At 70.1% G+C, this 17,782-nt stretch carries 17 protein-coding genes and 1 tRNA gene; 10 read left to right on the top strand and 8 right to left on the bottom strand.

The genetic code is table 11. From position 1 onward, the window contains the following. Positions 1-68: 68 nt before the first annotated feature. Positions 69-1,847 carry a serine/threonine-protein kinase gene (locus AB0I03_RS17060; RefSeq protein WP_360413439.1) on the bottom strand — a complete coding sequence of 593 codons (1,779 nt, stop codon included), beginning with the start codon at positions 1,845-1,847 and terminating at the stop codon, positions 69-71. Positions 1,848-2,059: 212 nt separating this feature from the next. Between AB0I03_RS17060 and AB0I03_RS17065 the strand changes: the two genes are divergently transcribed. Further along, on the top strand, positions 2,060-2,692 hold the full coding sequence (locus AB0I03_RS17065) for a TetR/AcrR family transcriptional regulator (RefSeq protein ID WP_360413442.1): 633 nt from the start codon (positions 2,060-2,062) through the stop codon (positions 2,690-2,692). A gap of 28 nt (positions 2,693-2,720) precedes the next feature. Then, on the top strand, positions 2,721-5,144 hold the full coding sequence (locus AB0I03_RS17070) for an MMPL family transporter (protein ID WP_360413445.1): 2,424 nt from the start codon (positions 2,721-2,723) through the stop codon (positions 5,142-5,144). A gap of 61 nt (positions 5,145-5,205) precedes the next feature. Here AB0I03_RS17070 and AB0I03_RS17075 read toward each other — a convergent pair whose 3' ends face one another. Beyond that, the gene (locus tag AB0I03_RS17075) at positions 5,206-5,625 is read right to left on the bottom strand and encodes a RidA family protein (protein ID WP_360413449.1); all 420 of its coding nucleotides are present in this window, start codon (positions 5,623-5,625) and stop codon (positions 5,206-5,208) included. Between the two features lie 90 nt (positions 5,626-5,715). Here AB0I03_RS17075 and AB0I03_RS17080 point away from each other — a divergent pair, with 90 nt between their 5' ends. After that, on the top strand, positions 5,716-6,186 hold the full coding sequence (locus tag AB0I03_RS17080) for a MarR family transcriptional regulator (protein ID WP_360413452.1): 471 nt from the start codon (positions 5,716-5,718) through the stop codon (positions 6,184-6,186). Positions 6,187-6,243: 57 nt separating this feature from the next. Here the strand turns inward: AB0I03_RS17080 and AB0I03_RS17085 are convergent, their stop codons facing one another. Continuing rightward, positions 6,244-6,735 carry a hypothetical protein gene (locus tag AB0I03_RS17085; protein WP_360413455.1) on the bottom strand — a complete coding sequence of 164 codons (492 nt, stop codon included), beginning with the start codon at positions 6,733-6,735 and terminating at the stop codon, positions 6,244-6,246. 209 nt (positions 6,736-6,944) lie between these two features. Between AB0I03_RS17085 and AB0I03_RS17090 the strand changes: the two genes are divergently transcribed. Continuing rightward, positions 6,945-7,457, top strand: a complete 513-nt coding sequence (locus AB0I03_RS17090; RefSeq protein WP_360413458.1) for a hypothetical protein — start codon at positions 6,945-6,947, stop codon at positions 7,455-7,457. A gap of 87 nt (positions 7,458-7,544) precedes the next feature. Continuing rightward, positions 7,545-9,596 (top strand): beta-galactosidase, encoded by a 2,052-nt coding sequence (locus AB0I03_RS17095; protein WP_360413461.1) that lies wholly within the window; start codon positions 7,545-7,547, stop codon positions 9,594-9,596. Between the two features lie 65 nt (positions 9,597-9,661). On the opposite strand, the gene AB0I03_RS17100 is transcribed toward AB0I03_RS17095, so the two are convergent. The 3 genes from AB0I03_RS17100 to AB0I03_RS17110 form a co-directional block, all read right to left on the bottom strand. Further along, positions 9,662-10,753, bottom strand: a complete 1,092-nt coding sequence (locus AB0I03_RS17100) for a polysaccharide deacetylase family protein (protein WP_360413464.1) — start codon at positions 10,751-10,753, stop codon at positions 9,662-9,664. A gap of 202 nt (positions 10,754-10,955) precedes the next feature. After that, entirely contained in the window at positions 10,956-12,167 is a 1,212-nt protein-coding gene (locus AB0I03_RS17105; protein ID WP_360413467.1) for a DUF6596 domain-containing protein, read from the bottom strand. Further along, positions 12,167-12,559 (bottom strand): YciI family protein, encoded by a 393-nt coding sequence (locus AB0I03_RS17110; RefSeq protein WP_360413470.1) that lies wholly within the window; start codon positions 12,557-12,559, stop codon positions 12,167-12,169. Before AB0I03_RS17110 ends, AB0I03_RS17105 begins: the two co-directional genes overlap by 1 nt. 267 nt (positions 12,560-12,826) lie before the next feature. Between AB0I03_RS17110 and AB0I03_RS17115 the strand changes: the two genes are divergently transcribed. Both AB0I03_RS17115 and AB0I03_RS17120 read left to right on the top strand, forming a co-directional pair. Further along, positions 12,827-13,183: a hypothetical protein gene (locus AB0I03_RS17115; RefSeq protein ID WP_360413473.1), complete on the top strand. Its 357-nt coding sequence runs from the start codon at positions 12,827-12,829 to the stop codon at positions 13,181-13,183. A gap of 218 nt (positions 13,184-13,401) precedes the next feature. Next, on the top strand, positions 13,402-14,157 hold the full coding sequence (locus tag AB0I03_RS17120) for a 2,3-bisphosphoglycerate-dependent phosphoglycerate mutase (protein ID WP_360413476.1): 756 nt from the start codon (positions 13,402-13,404) through the stop codon (positions 14,155-14,157). Positions 14,158-14,317: 160 nt separating this feature from the next. On the opposite strand, the gene AB0I03_RS17125 is transcribed toward AB0I03_RS17120, so the two are convergent. After that, positions 14,318-14,935, bottom strand: coding sequence for a hypothetical protein (locus AB0I03_RS17125; RefSeq protein WP_360413479.1), 618 nt, complete (start codon positions 14,933-14,935; stop codon positions 14,318-14,320). A 170-nt stretch (positions 14,936-15,105) separates the two neighbouring features. Between AB0I03_RS17125 and AB0I03_RS17130 the strand changes: the two genes are divergently transcribed. Both AB0I03_RS17130 and AB0I03_RS17135 read left to right on the top strand, forming a co-directional pair. Further along, positions 15,106-15,603, top strand: coding sequence for a hypothetical protein (locus AB0I03_RS17130; RefSeq protein ID WP_360413482.1), 498 nt, complete (start codon positions 15,106-15,108; stop codon positions 15,601-15,603). Between the two features lie 524 nt (positions 15,604-16,127). Beyond that, positions 16,128-16,454, top strand: coding sequence for a hypothetical protein (locus AB0I03_RS17135; RefSeq protein WP_360413485.1), 327 nt, complete (start codon positions 16,128-16,130; stop codon positions 16,452-16,454). Between the two features lie 313 nt (positions 16,455-16,767). Here the strand turns inward: AB0I03_RS17135 and AB0I03_RS17140 are convergent. Next, a tRNA-Leu gene (locus AB0I03_RS17140) sits at positions 16,768-16,841 on the bottom strand. A 266-nt stretch (positions 16,842-17,107) separates the two neighbouring features. On the opposite strand from AB0I03_RS17140, the gene AB0I03_RS17145 reads away from it, so the two are divergent. Then, complete coding sequence (locus AB0I03_RS17145) at positions 17,108-17,725, top strand: response regulator (protein ID WP_270113239.1); 618 nt, start codon at positions 17,108-17,110, stop codon at positions 17,723-17,725. The last annotated feature ends 57 nt before the right edge of the window (positions 17,726-17,782 follow it).

Genomic DNA, 17,782 nt, shown 5'->3' on the forward strand with positions numbered 1-17,782 from the left:
CCGGGACCCGTCCCGAGCCGTGCTGCCTGCAATGGACGCAGGTCCGATGCCCGAGCGCCGCAAGGCGTTCAGGCGTCAGGAAGCGCCTCGGCCGCGGAGCCGGCCATGGCGACGGCGAGGCCGCACAGCTCCTCCTGCGAGTCCTCGGCGGTGCCGAGCACCCAGATCCTGACGTTCTCGGCGGTGATGGTGCCGTCGCCTTCGGCGCTGTGGAACTGGCGGTAGATGACGCTCACCAGGCACGAGTCGTCTTCGCTCCAGTGGTCGCCCTCGTTGTACGCGGGCAGGCCGGCGAGTTCGAGGCGCTCGCCGTCGTCGGCCTCCGGGGGGTCGTCGCGGTCGAAGAGGATGCGCACCGTCGTCCTGCTGGTGGTGCTGACCCACTTGCAGGTCCAGCCGCCGAAGCCCTCGAGCGGGTCGTCGGCGGCGACGCCGGGGAAGTGTTCGAGCGCTTGGTCGTCCAGCAGCTCGCAGGCGTCCAGGTGGAACAGCGACTCCGGGTCCTCCTCGCGCTCGCGCCGGGGCAGCGGGCCCTCGGCGAGCACGGCGAGGGCCGCGTTCGCGGCGGTGTCGATGACGGAGCAGATGTCGGTGTCCTCGCCGGGGTCCTGCCTGGCGTACATCTCGACGAAGTGCTCGCCGTCGGGGAAGATCAGCGTGCGCGTGCACCGGTCGTGCGCGCCCTCGTCGCTGATGATGCCGAAGTCCCCGACCATCGCGACCTCGCCGTCCTGGTGGGGGTCGCCGTTCGTCTCGTAGATGTAGAGGTTGAGGTCCACGCCGCCGGTGTCGTTCTCGATGCGCAGGTCGCAGCTTTCGAAGGCGCCGTTGTCGGCGTCGATCTCGGTCGGCCCGTAGACGCCGAGCGCCGTCTCGTCCCAGAGCGAGCACGGGTCGGCGGTGGTCTGGTCGCCGACGAAGTCCCACGGGTCGAGTTCCGGCGGTTCGTCTTGGGCCGCTTCCGAACCGGTGTCGCGCATGCCGTTCCATACGGCCGCGGTGAGCACGATGAGCGCCGCGGCGGCGGCCCCGGCCCACACCCACGAGCGCCGCGGGCGCGCACCGGCACCGATCGCCGCCTCGCCGCCGAGCCTGCCGAGTTCGACGCGGGCCTCGGCGACCTTGATGCGCCGCTTGGGGTCGGTCTGGAGCAGCCGGTCGAGCAGCGGCGCGAGCGCCCCGGCCCGCTTCGGCTCGACGCGGTCGCCCTGCGCGGTCCGCCACAGCAGCGAGTGCGCGTTGCCCTCGCCGAACGGCGAGGTGCCCTCCACGAGGTGGAAGAGGGTGGCCCCCAGGGAGAAGACGTCGGCGGCGGGGGTGAACTTCCCGCCCCGCACCACCTCCGGCGCCACGTACCCGGGCGTGCCGGTGACCGTGCCGGTGCCGGTGAGGGTCGGCTCGGCGTGGACCTGCCGCGCGATGCCGAAGTCGGCGAGTTTCGCGTGCCCCTGGGCGGTGACCATGACGTTCGCGGGTTTGATGTCGCGGTGCAGGATGCCCTTGGCGTGCACCGCCTCCAGGCCTCCCGCGAGCTGCGCGCCGTACCGCGCGGCCTGCTCGGCGGGCACCGTCCCCGTGTCGGCGAGGGTCCGGCCGTCCACGTACTCCATGACGATCCACCAGTCGCCGTCCGCTTCGGCGGTGTCGTCGAAGACCACGTCGTAGACCGTGACGACGTTGGGGTGGTTCACGCTCGCGAGGACCTCGGCCTCGCGCCGGACCTTCGCCGCCGCGGCCGCGTCACCGCCGGTGAGGGCCCGCTTCAGCGCCACCGACCGCTCGCGGAGCCGCAGATCGGCCGCGCGCCAGACCTGCCCCTGGCTGCCCGCGCCGAGCCGCTCTTCCAACCTGTATCGATCGCCCACAACCTGCCCAGCGCGCAACCGTCTCTCCGCTCGCTTAAAACCCGAATCGCCCCCATGTGTCGCGCTCCACATTAACGCACCGAAGTGACATGAATCCGTCCTGGAAGCCGCGCTCCGGTATCGGTCCGCGCTGTGGCCGGAACCACGGCCCAAGTATTTGCACTCCGTGCTTCGTTGCACTTAGTGTAATCACTATGCCCGCGACACCCGCGCCCATCGACCGCCGCGCCGCCCTGAAAGCGAAGAGCCGCAAGGCGATCCTCGACGCCGCCGCAGCCCTGATGCGCGAGCGCCGCTCCACCGAGTTCTCCGTCGACGAGCTGGCCGCCGCCGCCGACGTCTCCCGCCGCACCGTCTTCAACCACTTCGACTCCCTCGAAGCCGCGGTCACCGCCGCCGCCGGAGGCCTGCTCGTCGACATCGTGGACGCCATGGAGGCCGAAGCCGCCAGCGCCTCCGGCGACGACGCGACCGTCCTCGGCGACCTCGCCGCCGCCGCCTCGGCCGAGCACCTCGTGCCCACCGTCGCCTACCTCATCGAAGTCCTCGGCGGCACCGTCGAGCAACCGTCCGAACGCGGGGCCGTGCTCATGCAGCGGGCCGTCGCCCTCTTCACCGAACGGATGTCGGCCGCGATCGCCCGGCGGCACCCCCGGGCCGACTCGCTCCAGGTCGCCCTCCTCGTCTCCGCCTTCAGCGGCGGCCTCCTCGGGCTCGTCGAGCACTGGACGGCCGCCACCGGCGGCGCCGACACCGCCGCCTCCCGCCGCATCTGGAACGACCTGCTCGAACATCTGGTCGCGGTCCTCCGCGAACCCGAATCCTGACCGATCCTCAGCAACGCGAAAGGCCGACATGGCTGAATTCCTGTACCGCGTGGGCCGCTGGTGCGCCCGCCGCGCCAAGACGGTCATCGCCGCCTGGGCCCTGCTCCTGGCAGCCGCCGCGGGCGCGTTCGTCCTCTTCGGGGGCACGCTCACCACCGCGTTCACCATCCCGGACACGCCCACCGATGCCGTGACCGAGCAGCTCCAGGACGCCATCCCCGCCGCCGCGGGCGGCACCGGCAGCATCGTCCTCGGCACCACCGACGGCGAGCCGTTCACCGCCGAGCAGCAGGCGCAGATCAGCGACCTCGTCGCCCGCGCCGCCGACCTCGACGGCATCGAGACCGCCGTCGACCCCTTCGCCACCGAGGCCGAACGCGCCGCCCAGGCGCAGCAGATCGCCGACGGGCGCACCCAGATCGAAACGAGCCGAGCCGAACTCACCGCCGCGCAGGCCCAGCTCGACCTGGCCCGCCAGCAGGCCGGCGACTCCGCCGAGCTCGACGCCCAGCAGGCCCAGCTCGACGCCGGCCTCGCCGAACTCGAGGCCCAGTCCGCCGCGCTCGAGCAGGGCGCGACCCTGCTCGACCTCGCCTCGGGCATCACCCTGGTCGCCGAAGACGGCAGCGCCGCCGTCGTCTCCATCGGCTTCACCGAACCGCAGATGGAGGTCGCCCCCGAGACCAAGGCCGCCGCCACCGACCTCTTCGACGACAACCCGATCGACGGCGTCGAGGCCGACTACTCCTCCGACATGCTCGAATCCGTGCCGAGCGTCTTCGGCGCCGGCGAGGTCGTCGGCCTCGTCGTCGCCGCCATCGCCCTCATCGTCATGCTCGGCACCCTCATCGGCGCGGCCCTGCCGCTGCTCACCGCCCTCGTCGGCGTCGGCGTCGGCGCCATGACCACGATGTCGCTCTCCGGCGTGATCGACATGGCCTCGGTGACCCCGGTCCTCGGCCTCATGCTCGGCCTCGCCGTCGGCATCGACTACGCGCTGTTCATCGTCAACCGCCACCGCCGCCAGCTCAAGGAGGGCTACGACCTCGACGAATCGATCGCCCTCGCCACCGGCACCTCCGGCAACGCCGTCGTCTTCGCCGGGGCCACCGTCCTCATCGCGCTGGCGGCACTGAACGTCACCGGCATCCCGTTCCTCGGCCTCATGGGCTCGGTCGGCGCGCTGTGCGTCGCCGTCGCGGTGCTCGTCGCCGTCACCTTCATCCCGGCCCTGCTCGCCTTGGCGGGCATGAGGATCCTGCGCCGCTCCGAGCGCGCCGCACTCGACGCCGAGCACCCGACGCCCGAGACCGCCGCGGAAGGGCCCGCGGTGAAGGCCATGCGCACCCCGAGCGCGCTCCTGCGCGTCCTCGTCGGCATCGGCGCGCTGCTGGTCGTCGCGATTCCCGCGATGGACATGCGCCTCAACCTGCCCGACGGCTCCTCGGAAGCGCACGACACCACCCAGTACCAGGCGTACGCCACGGTCGCCGAACGCTTCGGCGAGGGCCAGAACGGGCCGCTGCTCGTCGTCGCGACCCTTCCCGGCAGCCCTGACGAGGCCGCCGCGCAGACCGCGCAGGTCCACATTGCGCAGGCCGTCGCCGACCAGGACGGCGTCGTCGCCGTCGCGCCGATCGGCACCTCCGAGGACCGCACCGTCGTCGCCTTCCAGGTCCTGCCCGAATCGGGCCCGACCAGCGAGGACACCGAGGCGCTCGTGCACACCCTGCGCGGCCTCGACATCGACGGCGTCGACTCGATCGGCGTGGCGGGCAACGCGAGCGGCAACATCGACATCTCCGAGAAGCTCTCGGACGCGCTCCCGGTCTACCTCGGCGTCGTCGTCGGCCTCTCGCTGCTCATCCTCATCCTGGTGTTCCGCTCGATCTTCGTGCCCGTGGTCGCCACCCTCGGGTTCGTCCTCAGCTACTTCGCGGCCCTCGGCGGCGTGGTGGCGATCTACCAGTGGGGCTGGCTCGCCGACGTCTTCGGTGTCGACAGCCCCGGGCCGATCCTGAACTTCCTGCCGACGCTCCTCGTCGGCATCCTGTTCGGACTCGCCATGGACTACATGCTGTTCCTCGGCTCAGGGATGCGCGAGGCGTACGCCCACGGCGTGCCCGCGCGCCTCGCCGTCGTCCACGGCCTGCGCGCCGGGCGCTCGGTCGTGACCGCCGCCGCGATCATCATGATCGCCGTCTTCGGCGGGTTCGTGTTCGCGCACTCGGCGATGATCCGGCCCATCGGGTTCGCGCTCGCCTTCGGTGTGCTGGTCGACGCGTTCCTGGTGCGGATGCTCATCATCCCGGCGCTCATGCACCTCTTCGGCGACAAGGTCTGGTGGCTCCCGAAGTGGCTCGACCGCCTGCTGCCCGATGTGGACGTCGAGGGCGCGGCCCTCGAACGCCGCCACCCGCACACCGACCGGGAAACCGTCACGACTCCGTAAGCCGCGCGCCAGGGCCGGCCCCGGGAGCGACTGCGTTCCCAGGGCCGGCCTGCTTCGTGCCTCAGTCCTGTCCGAGGACCGCGGTCACCCGGATCTCGACGCGCATCTTCGGAGCGCCGAGCGCGGCCACCCCGAGCTGGGTCCAGATCGGCGCACGGTCGCCCATGCGCTTGCGGAACTGCTCGGCCATGACGCGGGTCGGCACCTCCCCGATCTGGTCCGGGGCCTGGGGGAGGTGGTAGGAGTTGACGTGCACGACGTCCCGCCAGGTGGCCCCGGCCGTATTGAGCGCCTTCTCGACGTTGTCGAACGCGCGCACGATCTCCTCCTCGAGGTCCTCCGGAAAAACGAGGTCGTCGTCCCATCCGCCCTGCCCCGAGATCTCGACGCGGTCGCCGATCCGCAGCGCCTGCCGGTAGTGCAGCATCGCCTGCAGCCGCTCGCCCGCGCCCGCCGTGACGAAGAATTCCGGCTTGCCCATGGTGATCTCCCCTCATTGACTTCAACCTTGAAGTAAACCTAGCAGGTTGACTTCAAGGTTGAAGTCCGCCCTCGTGGGTATATTGCTGCCATGACCGAACCCGCCGAGAAGCTGTGGCTCGACGCCGACGAGAAGGCGGCCTGGACCGGCGCCGCCTCACTCGCCTGGATCCTCCCGGGGCGGCTCGAGGCGCCGCTCCAGAAGGAGTTCGGCCTGACCCTCTTCGACTACCTGACCCTCAGCCACATCTCCGAGGCCCCCGGCCGCCGCCTGCGCATGAGCGAGCTCGCCTACCTCGCCAACGGCTCCCTCTCTCGCCTGTCCAACGTGGTCAAACGCTTCGAGCAGCGCGGCTGGGTCGAGCGCTCGCCCGACCCCGGCGACGGCCGCTACACGATCGCCGCGCTCACCGACGCGGGCTTCGCAGTCGTGGCCGCCGCGGCCCCCGTCCATGTCCGCGCGGTCCGGAAGTACGTCCTCGACCCCCTCGACGACGAGGACCGGCACGCCCTCGCGCGCATCGCCGCGAAGCTCGACATCCGCCCCGAAGACCTCGCCTGAGACAGCGCGAGAGCCGCCGACCGGCAATGCCGGTCGGCGGCTCTCGGGTGTCGCCGACTAGATGTTCTGGACGTTCTCGTAGACGCCGTCGCTGTTGTTGTCCTCGGCGGCCACGTCGTAGACGCCGTCCCCGTCCGTGTCGGACTGGACGGTGTTGACGAAGCCGTCGCCGTCGGTGTCCGTGCCGGTCGTGTCGAGGAAGTCGTCGCCGTCGGTGTCGACCAGGATCGTCTCGGCGTACCCGTCCGCGTCCGCGTCGGTGGTCACGGTGTCGACCCAGCCGTTGCCGTCCATGTCGGACTCGATGGTCTCCTCGAAGCCGTCGCCGTCGAGGTCGTAGGCGGTCGACTCGTTGATGCCGTCACCGTCGACATCGGTGTCCGCGATCGAGGTGTAGACGTCGTCCGAGGAGGTGTCGTCGGCGTACGCGTCCTCGGTGAACGAGTCGTCCGAGTAGCTCGTCGCATCCTCAGTGGAGTAATCGTCGACCGAGTCGGCTCCGTAACCGTCCGTGGTGTAGTCGTCTTCGACGGTGTCGAATTCGCTCATCGCTCTCCCTGCCTCGGGTGTGAGATGTGTGCAGTGCTTTCGAAGAGAACCATAGAACCTGCACGCAAGCCCCGTACTCCCCGGATCGTGCCACTACCGAGAGCCATTCGATCGCGACGGACTCCCACTCGCGCGAGGGCCGCCCGCGCGCCGGTGGCGGGAGCGGGCCATCCTGGAGCGGACCGCAACGACCAGCCCTGGAGCCGCGCATGGCCGCAACCGAGCAAGGCGAGCCCGTGAAGCCGCACCCCGCGGTGACCGCGCTGCTCCTCCTGCTCGTCACGGGTGTGCTGTCGCTGTTCCCGATCGCGCTGCACGCCAACGCGATGGAGATGATCGACGGCTACCGCGCCTCGCACGGCGAGGCCGGCGCCCCGGGCACCGCCACGGTCGACAGCGCGGTCGACGCCAAGGGCGGGCAGGTCTGCCGCGGCACGTTCACGCCCGACGACGGCGCGGCGACCGAGGTCCGCATCGAGGTCGACGGCCGCTGCGACGAAGGCCAGGAGGTCGAGGCGCGCCTCATGGAGGGCCGGGCCTCGATGTTCACCGGGTACGGCGAGCCCAGGGCCTGGGCGGCCGGGGCGGACGACTGGGCCGCGTACGTTCCACTGGTGATCCTCTTCGGCCTGCTCAGCCTGCCGCTGGTCCTGCTGGTGGTCATGGTCCTCGTCAGGCTCGCCCAGCTGGTCTTCCTGCCGCGGGAGGCGCCGAAGGTGTAACGGCCCCGATTCGGGCTTGACATTCGGCCGCGAGTCCCTAGGCTCTTTATCGATAAATCTTGTCGCCGACTGAAAGAAGTTCGCCTCGTGAGCCGGAAGATCATCCGACACGCGCCCATCGCCAAGGGCGTCCCCCACCTGCTGCACGGCGGGGACTACAACCCCGACCAGTGGCTCGCGTCCAAGGACACCACCTGGAAGGAGGACATGCGCCTCGCCCGGCTGGCCGGGGTGAACACGCTCTCGGTGGGCATCTTCGCCTGGGCCGCACTCGAACCCGAAGAAGGCCGCTACGAGTTCGGGTGGCTCGACGAGATCATGGACCTCATGGCAGAGAACGGCATCACCGCCGTGCTCGCCACCCCCTCCGGCGCGCGCCCCGGCTGGATGAGCCACCGCTACCCCGAGGTCCTGCGCGTGAACGGCGACCGCACCCGCAACCGCCACGGCGGGCGCCACAACCACTGCCTCACCTCCCCGGTGTACCGCGAGAAGACGCTCGCGATCAACACGGCCCTGGCCGAGCGCTACGGCGAGCACCCCGCGCTCGGCGTCTGGCACCTCTCGAACGAGTACGGCGGCGAATGCCACTGCGACCTGTGCCAGGAGCGGTTCCGCACGTACCTCCAGGCCAAGTACGCCTCGCTCGACGAGCTCAACCAGGCGTGGTGGACCGCGTTCTGGGCCAAGACCTACACCGACTGGTCCCACATCGAATCGCCCAGCACCCACTGGCGCGGCGAGCAGGACATCCACGGCCTGCACCTGGACTGGATGCGGTTCACCACCGAGCAGTTCGTCGACTTCTACCTCCACGAGGCCGCGCCGCTCAAGGCGCTCACCCCCGAGATCCCCTGCACGACCAACCTCATGGGCACCTACCCGGGCATCGACTACTACCGGCTCGCCCAGGTGCTCGACGTGGTCTCGTGGGACTCCTACCCGCAGTGGAGCGGCACCGACCGCGACGTGCGGACCGGTGTGGAGGCCGGGTTCCACCACGACCTCACGCGGAGCCTCAAAGGCAAGCCGTTCATGCTCATGGAGTCCTCCCCGTCGGCCACCAACTGGCGGCCCGTCGCCAAGCTCCACCGGCCCGGCGTCCACATGCTCCAGTCGATGCAGGCCGTCGCCCACGGCGCGGACACCGTGCAGTACTTCCAGTTCCGCAAGGGCCGCGGCGGCTCGGAGAAGTTCCACGGCGCGATCGTCGACCACGAGGGCACCGAGCGCACGCGCGTCTTCCGCGACGTCGCCGAGGTCGGCGAGCGCCTCGCCGGGCTCGACGCGGTCGTCGGCACCACCACGCCGGCCGACGTCGCCCTCGTCTACGACTGGCCGACCCGGTGGGCCATGGACGACATGAAGGGCATGCTGCAGGACAAGACCGGCTACGCCCGCACCGTGATCGACCACTACCAGGCCTTCTGGCAGCAGGGCGTGCCCGTGGACGTCATCGACGGCTCGCTCATCGCCGCGCCCGGCGAACTCGACCAGTACCGGGTGCTCGTCGCGCCGATGATGCACATGCTCCGCCCCGGCGTCGCCGAGGCGGTGGACGCCTTCGTCGCGCGAGGCGGCACCTTCGTCGCCACCTACGCCACCGGCTATGTGGACGAGAACGACCGCACGTTCCTGGGCGGGTTCCCCGGCCCGCTGCGGGGCACGCTCGGCGTCTGGGCCGAGGAGATCGACGCGCTCAACCCGGACGACCGGAACGCGATCGCCTGGAACGGCAAGGAGTACGAGGCCTTCGACCTGTGCGAGCTGATCCACGCCGAAGGGGCCGAGGTCCTGGGCGCGTACGGATCGGACTTCTACGCGGGCCGCCCGGCGCTCACCGTCAACCGCCGCGGCGAGGGCCGGGCGTACTTCATCGCCGCCCGCACCGGCGCGGACTTCCTCGACGACTTCTACCGCACGGTGATCGAGGAGACCGGCGTCGAGCGGGCGCTCGACGCGGAGCTCCCCCCGGGCGTGACCGCCCAGGTCCGCAGCGACGGCGAGACCGACCACGTGTTCGTGCTCAACTGCAACCCCCGCGCCGCCGTCGTCGACCTCGAAGACGGCCCGCTGGAGCTCGCCCCGCATGCGGTCGCGATCTTCGAGCGGCCCCGCAAGGGCGCCAACGCCTCCTAAGCTGCGAACCTGCGACAGAGCGGGGCCCGGGCTGATGCTCGGGCCCCGCTCGCCGTTGTCAGGTGCTAGACGCGGGTCCACTTCTGGTTGGCGCCGGTCCAGCAGGAGTAGAGCTGGACGGGGGCGCCGTTCGCGCTGCTGTAGACGTCGAGGCAGCGGCCGGTCCCGGTGTTGCGGACCGTGCCGTCCGACCCGAAGGTCCACTTCTGGCCGCTCGCGCCGGAGCAGGTGCCGAGCTGCGCCAGCGCCCCGTTCGCGCTCCCGGAGGGCTCCAGGCACTTGCCGAGGACGCGCAGCTCCTGCGCCGCCGTGTAGGTGAACTGCTGGTTCGCGCCGTCGTAGCAGGTGTAGAGCTGGACGCGGATGCCGTTGGCGGTGTTGCCGCCCGGCACGTCGATGCACTTGCCGGCCGATTCGGAGCGGAGCAGATCGGTGCCGCCACCGCCGCCGCCTCCTCCGCCATTGCCCGTGGGGGCGACGGCCTGGCCGGTGGACGGGGAGATCATCCCCGCGCACAGGCCTCGGGCCCGCAGGTTCGAGGCGATCTGCGGGATCGCGTTGACGGTGTTCTGGTAGGCGTCGTGCATGAGCATGACGCCGCCGTTCTGGAGGTTGTTCGCCGCCGACACGATCTGGGCCGTGCTGGCGCCGTTCCAGTCCTGTGAGTCGACGGACCACAGGACCTCGGTCAGGCCGTACTGGGCCTCGACGGACCGCAGGGTCGCGTTGGTCTCGCCGTAAGGCGGCCGGAACAGCACCGGGGTGCCGCCGCCGGCCTGCTGGATCGCCTGCTGGGTGCTGGAGATCTCCTGCGCCATCTGGGAAGCGGAGAGCTGCGTCATGTGCGGATGCGAATAGGAGTGGTTGCCCACCCACATGCCGGCGTTGACCTGGGCGGCGACCAGCGACGGGTTGCTCGCCGCGCGCTGGCCGGTGTTGAACATGGTGGCGCGCAGGCCGTTCGAGGTGAGCGCGTTGAGGAGGCTGCCGGTGGTGCCGGAGTTGGGGCCGTCGTCGAAGGTGAGCGCGACGTACCCGTTGCAGGTCTGGGCCTGCGCGGGGCTGGCGGTGAGGAGCACCGCGGCGGTCGCGGTGGCGAAGACGAGTGCGGACATGGTGGCGATGAGCGGTCGGATGCGGCGGCGGATGCCGTGCATGCTGCCCTCCTTGGGATGCGATGCGGCGCATCAGTCCGCGTCGACGGTTCCCGGGGTGAGGGCCGTGATCGTCATGAGGGGGACGATGGAGCGATGCAGTAGACATTGAAAATTATCAATGTATTTGGAGCCTCCGGACAAGGCGCCTGCGCCGGACGGCGGCCGCGCTGCGCCGAACGTGCTGCAAACGGTCGCCCTGCGGTCACTCCGCGATCGCCGCCGCCTTCCTGAGGAGGTAGCGCTGCTCCGGCGTGCTGGTGGCGAGCCGGGCCGCCTCACCGAAGGCGTTGCGGGCCTCCGCGAACCGGCCGGCCTGCTCGAGGAGGTGGGCCCTGATCGCGTGGAGGCGGTGGACCCGGACGAGGGCGGGTTCGCGCAGGAGCGGATCGAGCATCGCCAGGGCGGCGTCGGGGCCCTCGGACATCGCGACCGCCACCGCGCGATTCATGGTGACGACCGGACCGGGCGCGGCGGCCTCCAGCATCCGGTAGAGCTCGGCGATCTGGGGCCAGTCGGTGTCGGCGTAGGCCGCGGCCTCGCCGTGGACGGCGGCGATCGCCGCCTGGAGCTGGAAGGGCCCCACCGGACCCGACGGCAGGGCCGCCTCGACCAGCCGCACGCCCTCGGCGATGAGCGACCGGTCCCAGCGGGACCGGTCCTGGTCGGCGAGCGGGACCAGGTCGCCGCGCGCATCCGTGCGGGCCGCCCGGCGGGCCTCGGTCAGCAGCATGAGGGCGAGGAGCCCCGCGGTCTCGGAATCGCTGGGAAGGCGGCGGTGCAGCTCGCGGGCGAGGCGGATCGCCTCGGTGGTGAGGGAGACGTCGAGGAGGTCCGCGCCCCCGGTGGCGGCGTAACCCTCGTTGAAGATCAGGTACAGGGCCTGGCGGGCCGACTCGACCCGCGACGGGAGGTCGGCCCGGGTGACGTCGCCGAGCCGCGCGCCCGCCGCCGCGAGCCGGGCCTTGGCACGGCTGATGCGCTGGCCCGTCGTGGCGACGGGCACGAGGAACGCCGCGGCGATCTGCTCGGTGGTGAGGCCGCCGACGGCCCGGAGCGTCAGGGCCACTTGCGAAGCGGGCGTGAGGGACGGGTGGCAGCACAAGAGGAGCACCTGCAGCGAGTCGTCACCGCCGAGGACCGGCGCCTGCTCCGGGTCGAGCAGGCTCGCGGCGGTCTCGCGGTCGCTGCGGGCGCGGTCCGAGCGCAGGGCGTCGACCAGTCGGCGTGAGGCGGCGCGGATCAGCCAGCCGCGGGGATTGGCGGGCAGGCCCTCACTGGGCCAGTGGACCGCCGCGGAGAGCAGGGCCTCCTGGACGGCGTCCTCGCAGGCGTCGAAGTGGCCGTAGCGGCGCACCAGCGCCCCGAGGACGTGCGGCGACTCGCGCCGCCACACGTCCTCGAGCTCGCGGTCCATCAGTGCTCCTCGCCGCCGGGCCACATCGCCGGGCGCAGCTCGACGGTCTCGCCAGGGCCCGAGAAGGCGTGCGCGATCTCTTGGGCGCGTTCGGGTCCGGCGACGTCGATGAGGAAGAACCCCGCAAGGTGCTCCTTCGACTCGGAGTACGGGCCGTCCGTGGCGAGCGGCTCGCCGCCGCTCCACCGGTAGAGGGTCGAAGTGCTCGGGTCGGCGAGGGCCTCGCCGTGGACGAGTTCGCCGTTCTCGCTCATCTCGGTGAGCAGCCGCTCGAACTCCGCGTTCAGCCGCTCGCGCTGCTCGGCCGGAAGCGCTTGGTTCTCGGCGATGTACTCCCCGGTGGGGTGGCCCCACGGCTGCGGGTTGGAGTGGATGAGGATGACGTACTTCATGATGACCTCCTGGTCGCGGATCCGGCGCTTCCGAATCTTCGTCTGGGACGACGGGGCCGGCTCCCGGTTTTCGACATCCCGACCGGACTCGTTTCGATTGTTATACGGGGAACGCAGGGGAGTAGCGGGCAGGACGGTTCCAGGCGACTCCTGCCCGTGCCCGCCCGGTTCGATTCCGGGCCGCATCGAGCCTGCCGCTCCTGGGATAAGAGCGCTGGCGGGGCGGCCGGCTTGGCAGAATCGGGGGAGAGACGAGGAGGGCTGACGATGCACGTCAACGTGGACCGATCGAGCGTCGCCATGGGCGACGACACGTACCCGCACGCCGAGACGATCGACCTGCCGGAGTCGAGCACGATCGCCGAGGCGGTCGCCTACCTGCGGCAGAAGCGGTTCCTGGCCACCATCGCCGGCGGGCGCGCGACCTGGCTCCTCGAAGTGAACGGCAGCCCCGCGGCCGTGATCGCACAGCAGTGGGCGGAGCCGAAGTTCGTCACCGACCCCTCGGACACGCTGGGCTCCTTCGGCAGCGAAGTCTCGCTCATGTTCCGCTACCGCGCGCAGATCGAACCCGACGACCTCTACGACACCCTCGAAGAAGGAGAGCCCCCGCACACGGCGTGAATTCCCTGCAATCCACGGCCGTTTCCACGAACGGGCGTGGTCGAGGTGCCCCGGTCCGGGGCGTGGTGCCGGTGCAGTAACTTCGCGGTGTCCCACACGCCCCCACTCGAAGGACTGATCGTGCGCCCCGTTACTACCGCACTGACCGCCAGGAAGCTCCTCGCCGTCGCCGGGATCGGTCTCGTGGGGCTCACCGGCCTCACCGCAGTGGTTCCTCGATGACGTACCTGGCCATCGTGCGGCACGGTCAGACCGAGTGGAACCGCATCGGTGTCTTCACTGGTTGGGCCGATGAAGGACTCACCGAGCAGGGGCGGCTCGACGCCAAGGCCGCCGGGGTGGCCCTGGCCGATACCGGCGTGCAGTGGGACCACGTCTACGTGTCCACGCTGCGCCGGTCGTCGGAGACGGCGACCGTGGCTTTGACCGAATTGAGCCACCATCCCGCGACGCACACCGTCGACTGGCGCATCAACGAACGCCATGTCGGCAATCTGGAGGGCGCGCGGCGCGCAGATCTCGCTGCGACTCACGGTGCGGACCGAGTGGACCAGTGGCGTTGGGGCGATGAGCGTCCTCCGCTCATCGCAGTCGACGACCCCCGTCAGGCCGTGCATCGGTCACGCCACCCCGAGCTCGGCATGTCGGTGCCCCGCGGAGAGTCGCTCTCCGATGTCATGGCGCGAGTGCGCCCATGGCTCACCGAAGTGCAGGAAGCCGTCGCGGCCTCGGTCAACGTTGTGGCCTTCACCCACGGCACCACGTTTCGTGCCATCCGGGCGCTCATCGAAGGTGTCGCCCCGGCAGACGCGCACCAGATGCGACCGGCCAACGGAAGCCTCGAAATCTACCGACTTCAGCAACCGCCGACTCATCCCAGCGAAAGAAAACCGCCGCCGACCGGTGTTTTAGCTGGTCTGCGGCGGTCTTCTGGGGTTGTGCAAGGCACGGTTGGCCTCCCTGTCGGCTGCTGACGTCGAGTTCAATGTGGAACATGAATCGAACGCCCAGCACCGCTCCGATGTCCCGGTACCGTGCTCGCATCTCAACGTCGGCACCGCTTCGGATCATGGCTGCCTGGGTCCTGGCTTTCGCCGGGACCTCGCTTGCATCGAGGCTGCGGGGCGGGTCCCCTCACAGGCCGGTGGGCCGCAGCGTGAGGGTGAGGAGGTATTCACCTGACTCGGACTGGGAAGCCAAGAGGATCAATCCGACCGGTCCGAACGCCTCGTTCTCGTGCACGTACGTGGAATCGGTGATGTCGCTCGCGCGGTCGTCCAGCCACCCGCCCGCGGCCACAGGGTCGAAGCCTTCCACCGCCACGCTCGTGTAGCAGATCTCCACAGTCGCCAGGGCCTCCTCGATGGATTGCGCCGAGGCACTGCAGATGACCTCGGTCAGCTGCCCGTCGCCGTTCCACGAGGTCGAGACCGTGGCACCGTCCGGAGCGGTGCCGACCCACGCTGCTTCGTCCGCGGATCCGGCCAGTGCGGTAACGCCGTGAACCTCCATCAGCGCCGCCCATGCTTCGACCGTGATGTCGGCGAGCGGGGTCTCAGGGTTCGGCCCGTCGAGTGCCCACGGGTCGGCCTCGGCGGGTGTCAGCTCGGCGGTGGTCTCCGGGCCCTGGGCTCGGTCTTCGCCGGTGAAGGCGCAACCGGCGCAGGTGAACACGGTGATCGAAGCGGCGATCAGGAGGCGTTGCAAGCGGTCCGTCCAGCGGTCAGTGTGAGGGTAAGCGGGTTCGGGCATGTCCGGAGCCTAGTGGGCGCGTGCCCGGCTGTTTCTCCTGTGGACGGAGAACGATTGCCGTTCGGTGGCACCGTCGTACGTTCGGTGGATTGCCCAATGTGGTCGGACTGCTACACACTCTGGAGGTCATCGCATCGATGATGTTCGATCACGTAGATCCAAGGAGCACCATGCGAACGAACTTCCTGCGGCGGGCCCTCGTGGCCTTCGCCGCCGTCCTCGCCTTGACCGCCGGTGCGGTCATGACCTCCTCGCCGGCGCAGGCGGCCTGGGGCAGCCAGATCCCGGTCACCATCCAGGTCACCGGGAACGGGCATTCGCTCGGGTACGCCAACGGCTGGGTCCAGTTCGACACGGGCGGGACCACCTTCCAGTACTCGATCACCGTGTGCCGCCAGTCGAGCTACACCACGCCGACGCTGACCGTGGCCGTCAACAACCAGAGCAACAACCAGGTGGGCACGGTCGTCGCCACGCATTACATGAGCTCGTGGACCCCCGGAGGCACGGCCCCCTGCTACGGCGGCAGCCAGACCTTCACCGGCGTGCACTCCTACTCGCCCCTGTCGAACACCTACTTCCTCCTGGCGGGCAACACCTTCGTCAACGGGAACAACTTCACGGTCTTCACCCAGGACCGCCTGGTCTACAAGCAGTACACCTACTAGCGTCCGACCCGCTTCCCCACGCGCCTCGGTCCGTTGGGAGGGCGACCGGGACCCGAACCTCGGGATCCGCAGCCCTGACCAGGCGCGGCCCGCACCCTGCTCCAACGCGGCCAGCCGGTCCCCCCGGCCTATGCGGCGGCGAGTTTCGCGCTGAGCCTTTCCGCCTCGGAGTCGCCGAGCGCGCGGTATATCGCCTCGGCGTCGCGCCAGGCTTCGCAGGGGTCAACTGCTTGCCTCCCCCCGCAGAGTGGTCTTGGCGGCGCACACTGAAGCCCACGGGCGGCTCGGTTGCAGTGAGGTGTGCGGTGGGCGAGACGGATGCGGTGCAACGGGGTGGTGCGCCGGTCGCATTCACGGTTCTGCACGTCGAGGGGTTGGTCAAAAGTTCTCGGGACGAGGGGGCGCCCGATTTGAAGCCGGTCGGCACGCGGTCAGTAGTGACGTTGCGGCGTCCGTCGGACGAGGTGGAGTCGACTACGGTCGAGTTCGCTTGTCCCACTTGTGGACGCACGGTGGCGGCGCGAATGCGCAGCCGTGCGGAATGGTCGCGGTTGCGGCGCCGGCGGCTGACGCAGGGCCTGGTGGCCCTCTCGGCCGTCGTCTGGGGCATATGGCTGTTCATCGACACCGTGAACGCCGGACCCGAAGACGCGGAGATCCTGCTCTGCGCGGTCGTTGCGATGGGCTCGCCGCTTGCGGCCTTCTACGGCATCGTCTCGACCGTCTTGGCACTCGCGAGCAAAGGGATCGCCATCGAGGGCGAGGCAGACCCCCCGCTCCTCGCGGGCCCGATCGCCCCCGAAGACCAATTCCACGTCGACGGCGCCCGCCTCATAAAACACGCCGTGTGACTCCTCCAAGGCGAGTCCGAGACCCGGTCGAGGCGGCCCGCGTCTTCTCGTCGACCACCTCCGCACTCGCTCGCGGACACGAGCCGCTGCAACGGCGTCCTTCGAGTCGTACGCGGCCGAACTCTGGGCCTTCGCCGATCGCGTCGCATCGCCCGACCCGGCCTTTGCCGGGATCCGCATCCACCGTGCATCCACGGGAGGCCGCATATGGCCGCTTGCAGCCGCGCACAGCGGCACAACGGAAAACCGCCGCACCTCAGCGTATTCGCTGGTGAACGGCGGTTTTGTGCCCCTGAGCCGGGACTATGACCGGTAGCCCGGGTGGGATTCGAACCCACACTGTACGGGTTTTGAATCCGTCTTCTCTGCCAGTTGGAATACCGGGCCGGGGCGCCGGGCAGTGCCGGAGCCGGTGCAAATGATACCCGGTGCGGGGCGGGCGCCCGCGAACCGGTCCGGGCCGGCAGCGTTCCGGCTCAGGGCTCCAGGTCGGCTCCCGGCGCGGTTGCCCCGCTCACGTTTCGGTTCCAACGTCCGAAACGCTCGGCATAGGAACGTGCGGGCCTGAGGCGCGGCGGCTAAGCTAGCGTCCTGGTGTGCCTGAAACGACGCACGCCCCTACGTCCATTCGCGCACGAAAGGTACGGACCCGCATGACGAGCAAGGCCGCCGAGGAGCCGCGCAAGCGCGTGCTCATCGCCGAAGACGAGGGGCTCATCCGCCTCGACCTGGCCGAGATGCTCACCGAGGAAGGCTATGAGGTCGTAGCCGAGGCAGCCGACGGTGAAGCCGCCGTCCGCCTCGCCGAGGAGCACCAGCCCGACCTGGTCATCTGCGACATCCAGATGCCGATCATGGACGGCCTCCAAGCCGCGGAGAAGATCGTCTCCGCGCGCATCGCGCCGGTCGTGATCCTCACCGCCTTCTCCCAGCGCGACCTCATCAGCCGGGCCACCTCCGCCGGCGCCATGGCCTATCTCGTGAAGCCCTTCCAGAAGTCCGACCTGGTTCCGGCCATCGAGCTCTCCCTCACCCGCTTCGCCGAGATGACCGCCCTTGAGAAGGAGGTCGCGAACCTCACCGAGCGCCTCGAGGTCCGCAAGCTCGTCGACCGCGCGAAGGGTCTGCTCATGACCCAGTACGGCATGCCCGAGCCCGACGCTTTCCGCTGGATCCAGCGCGCCGCGATGGACCACCGCCTCTCGATGCGCGCCGTCGCCGAGCGCGTCATCGCCGAAGCCGAGCAGAAGGAAGCCCAGGAAGCCGAGTAGGCCTCCCGACACTCCACGGCCCGCGGACCCCACCGTCCGCGGGCCGTTTTCGCCTTC

Source organism: Glycomyces sp. NPDC021274 (assembly GCF_040641195.1).
Taxonomy (GTDB): Bacteria; Actinomycetota; Actinomycetes; order Mycobacteriales; family Micromonosporaceae; genus Glycomyces.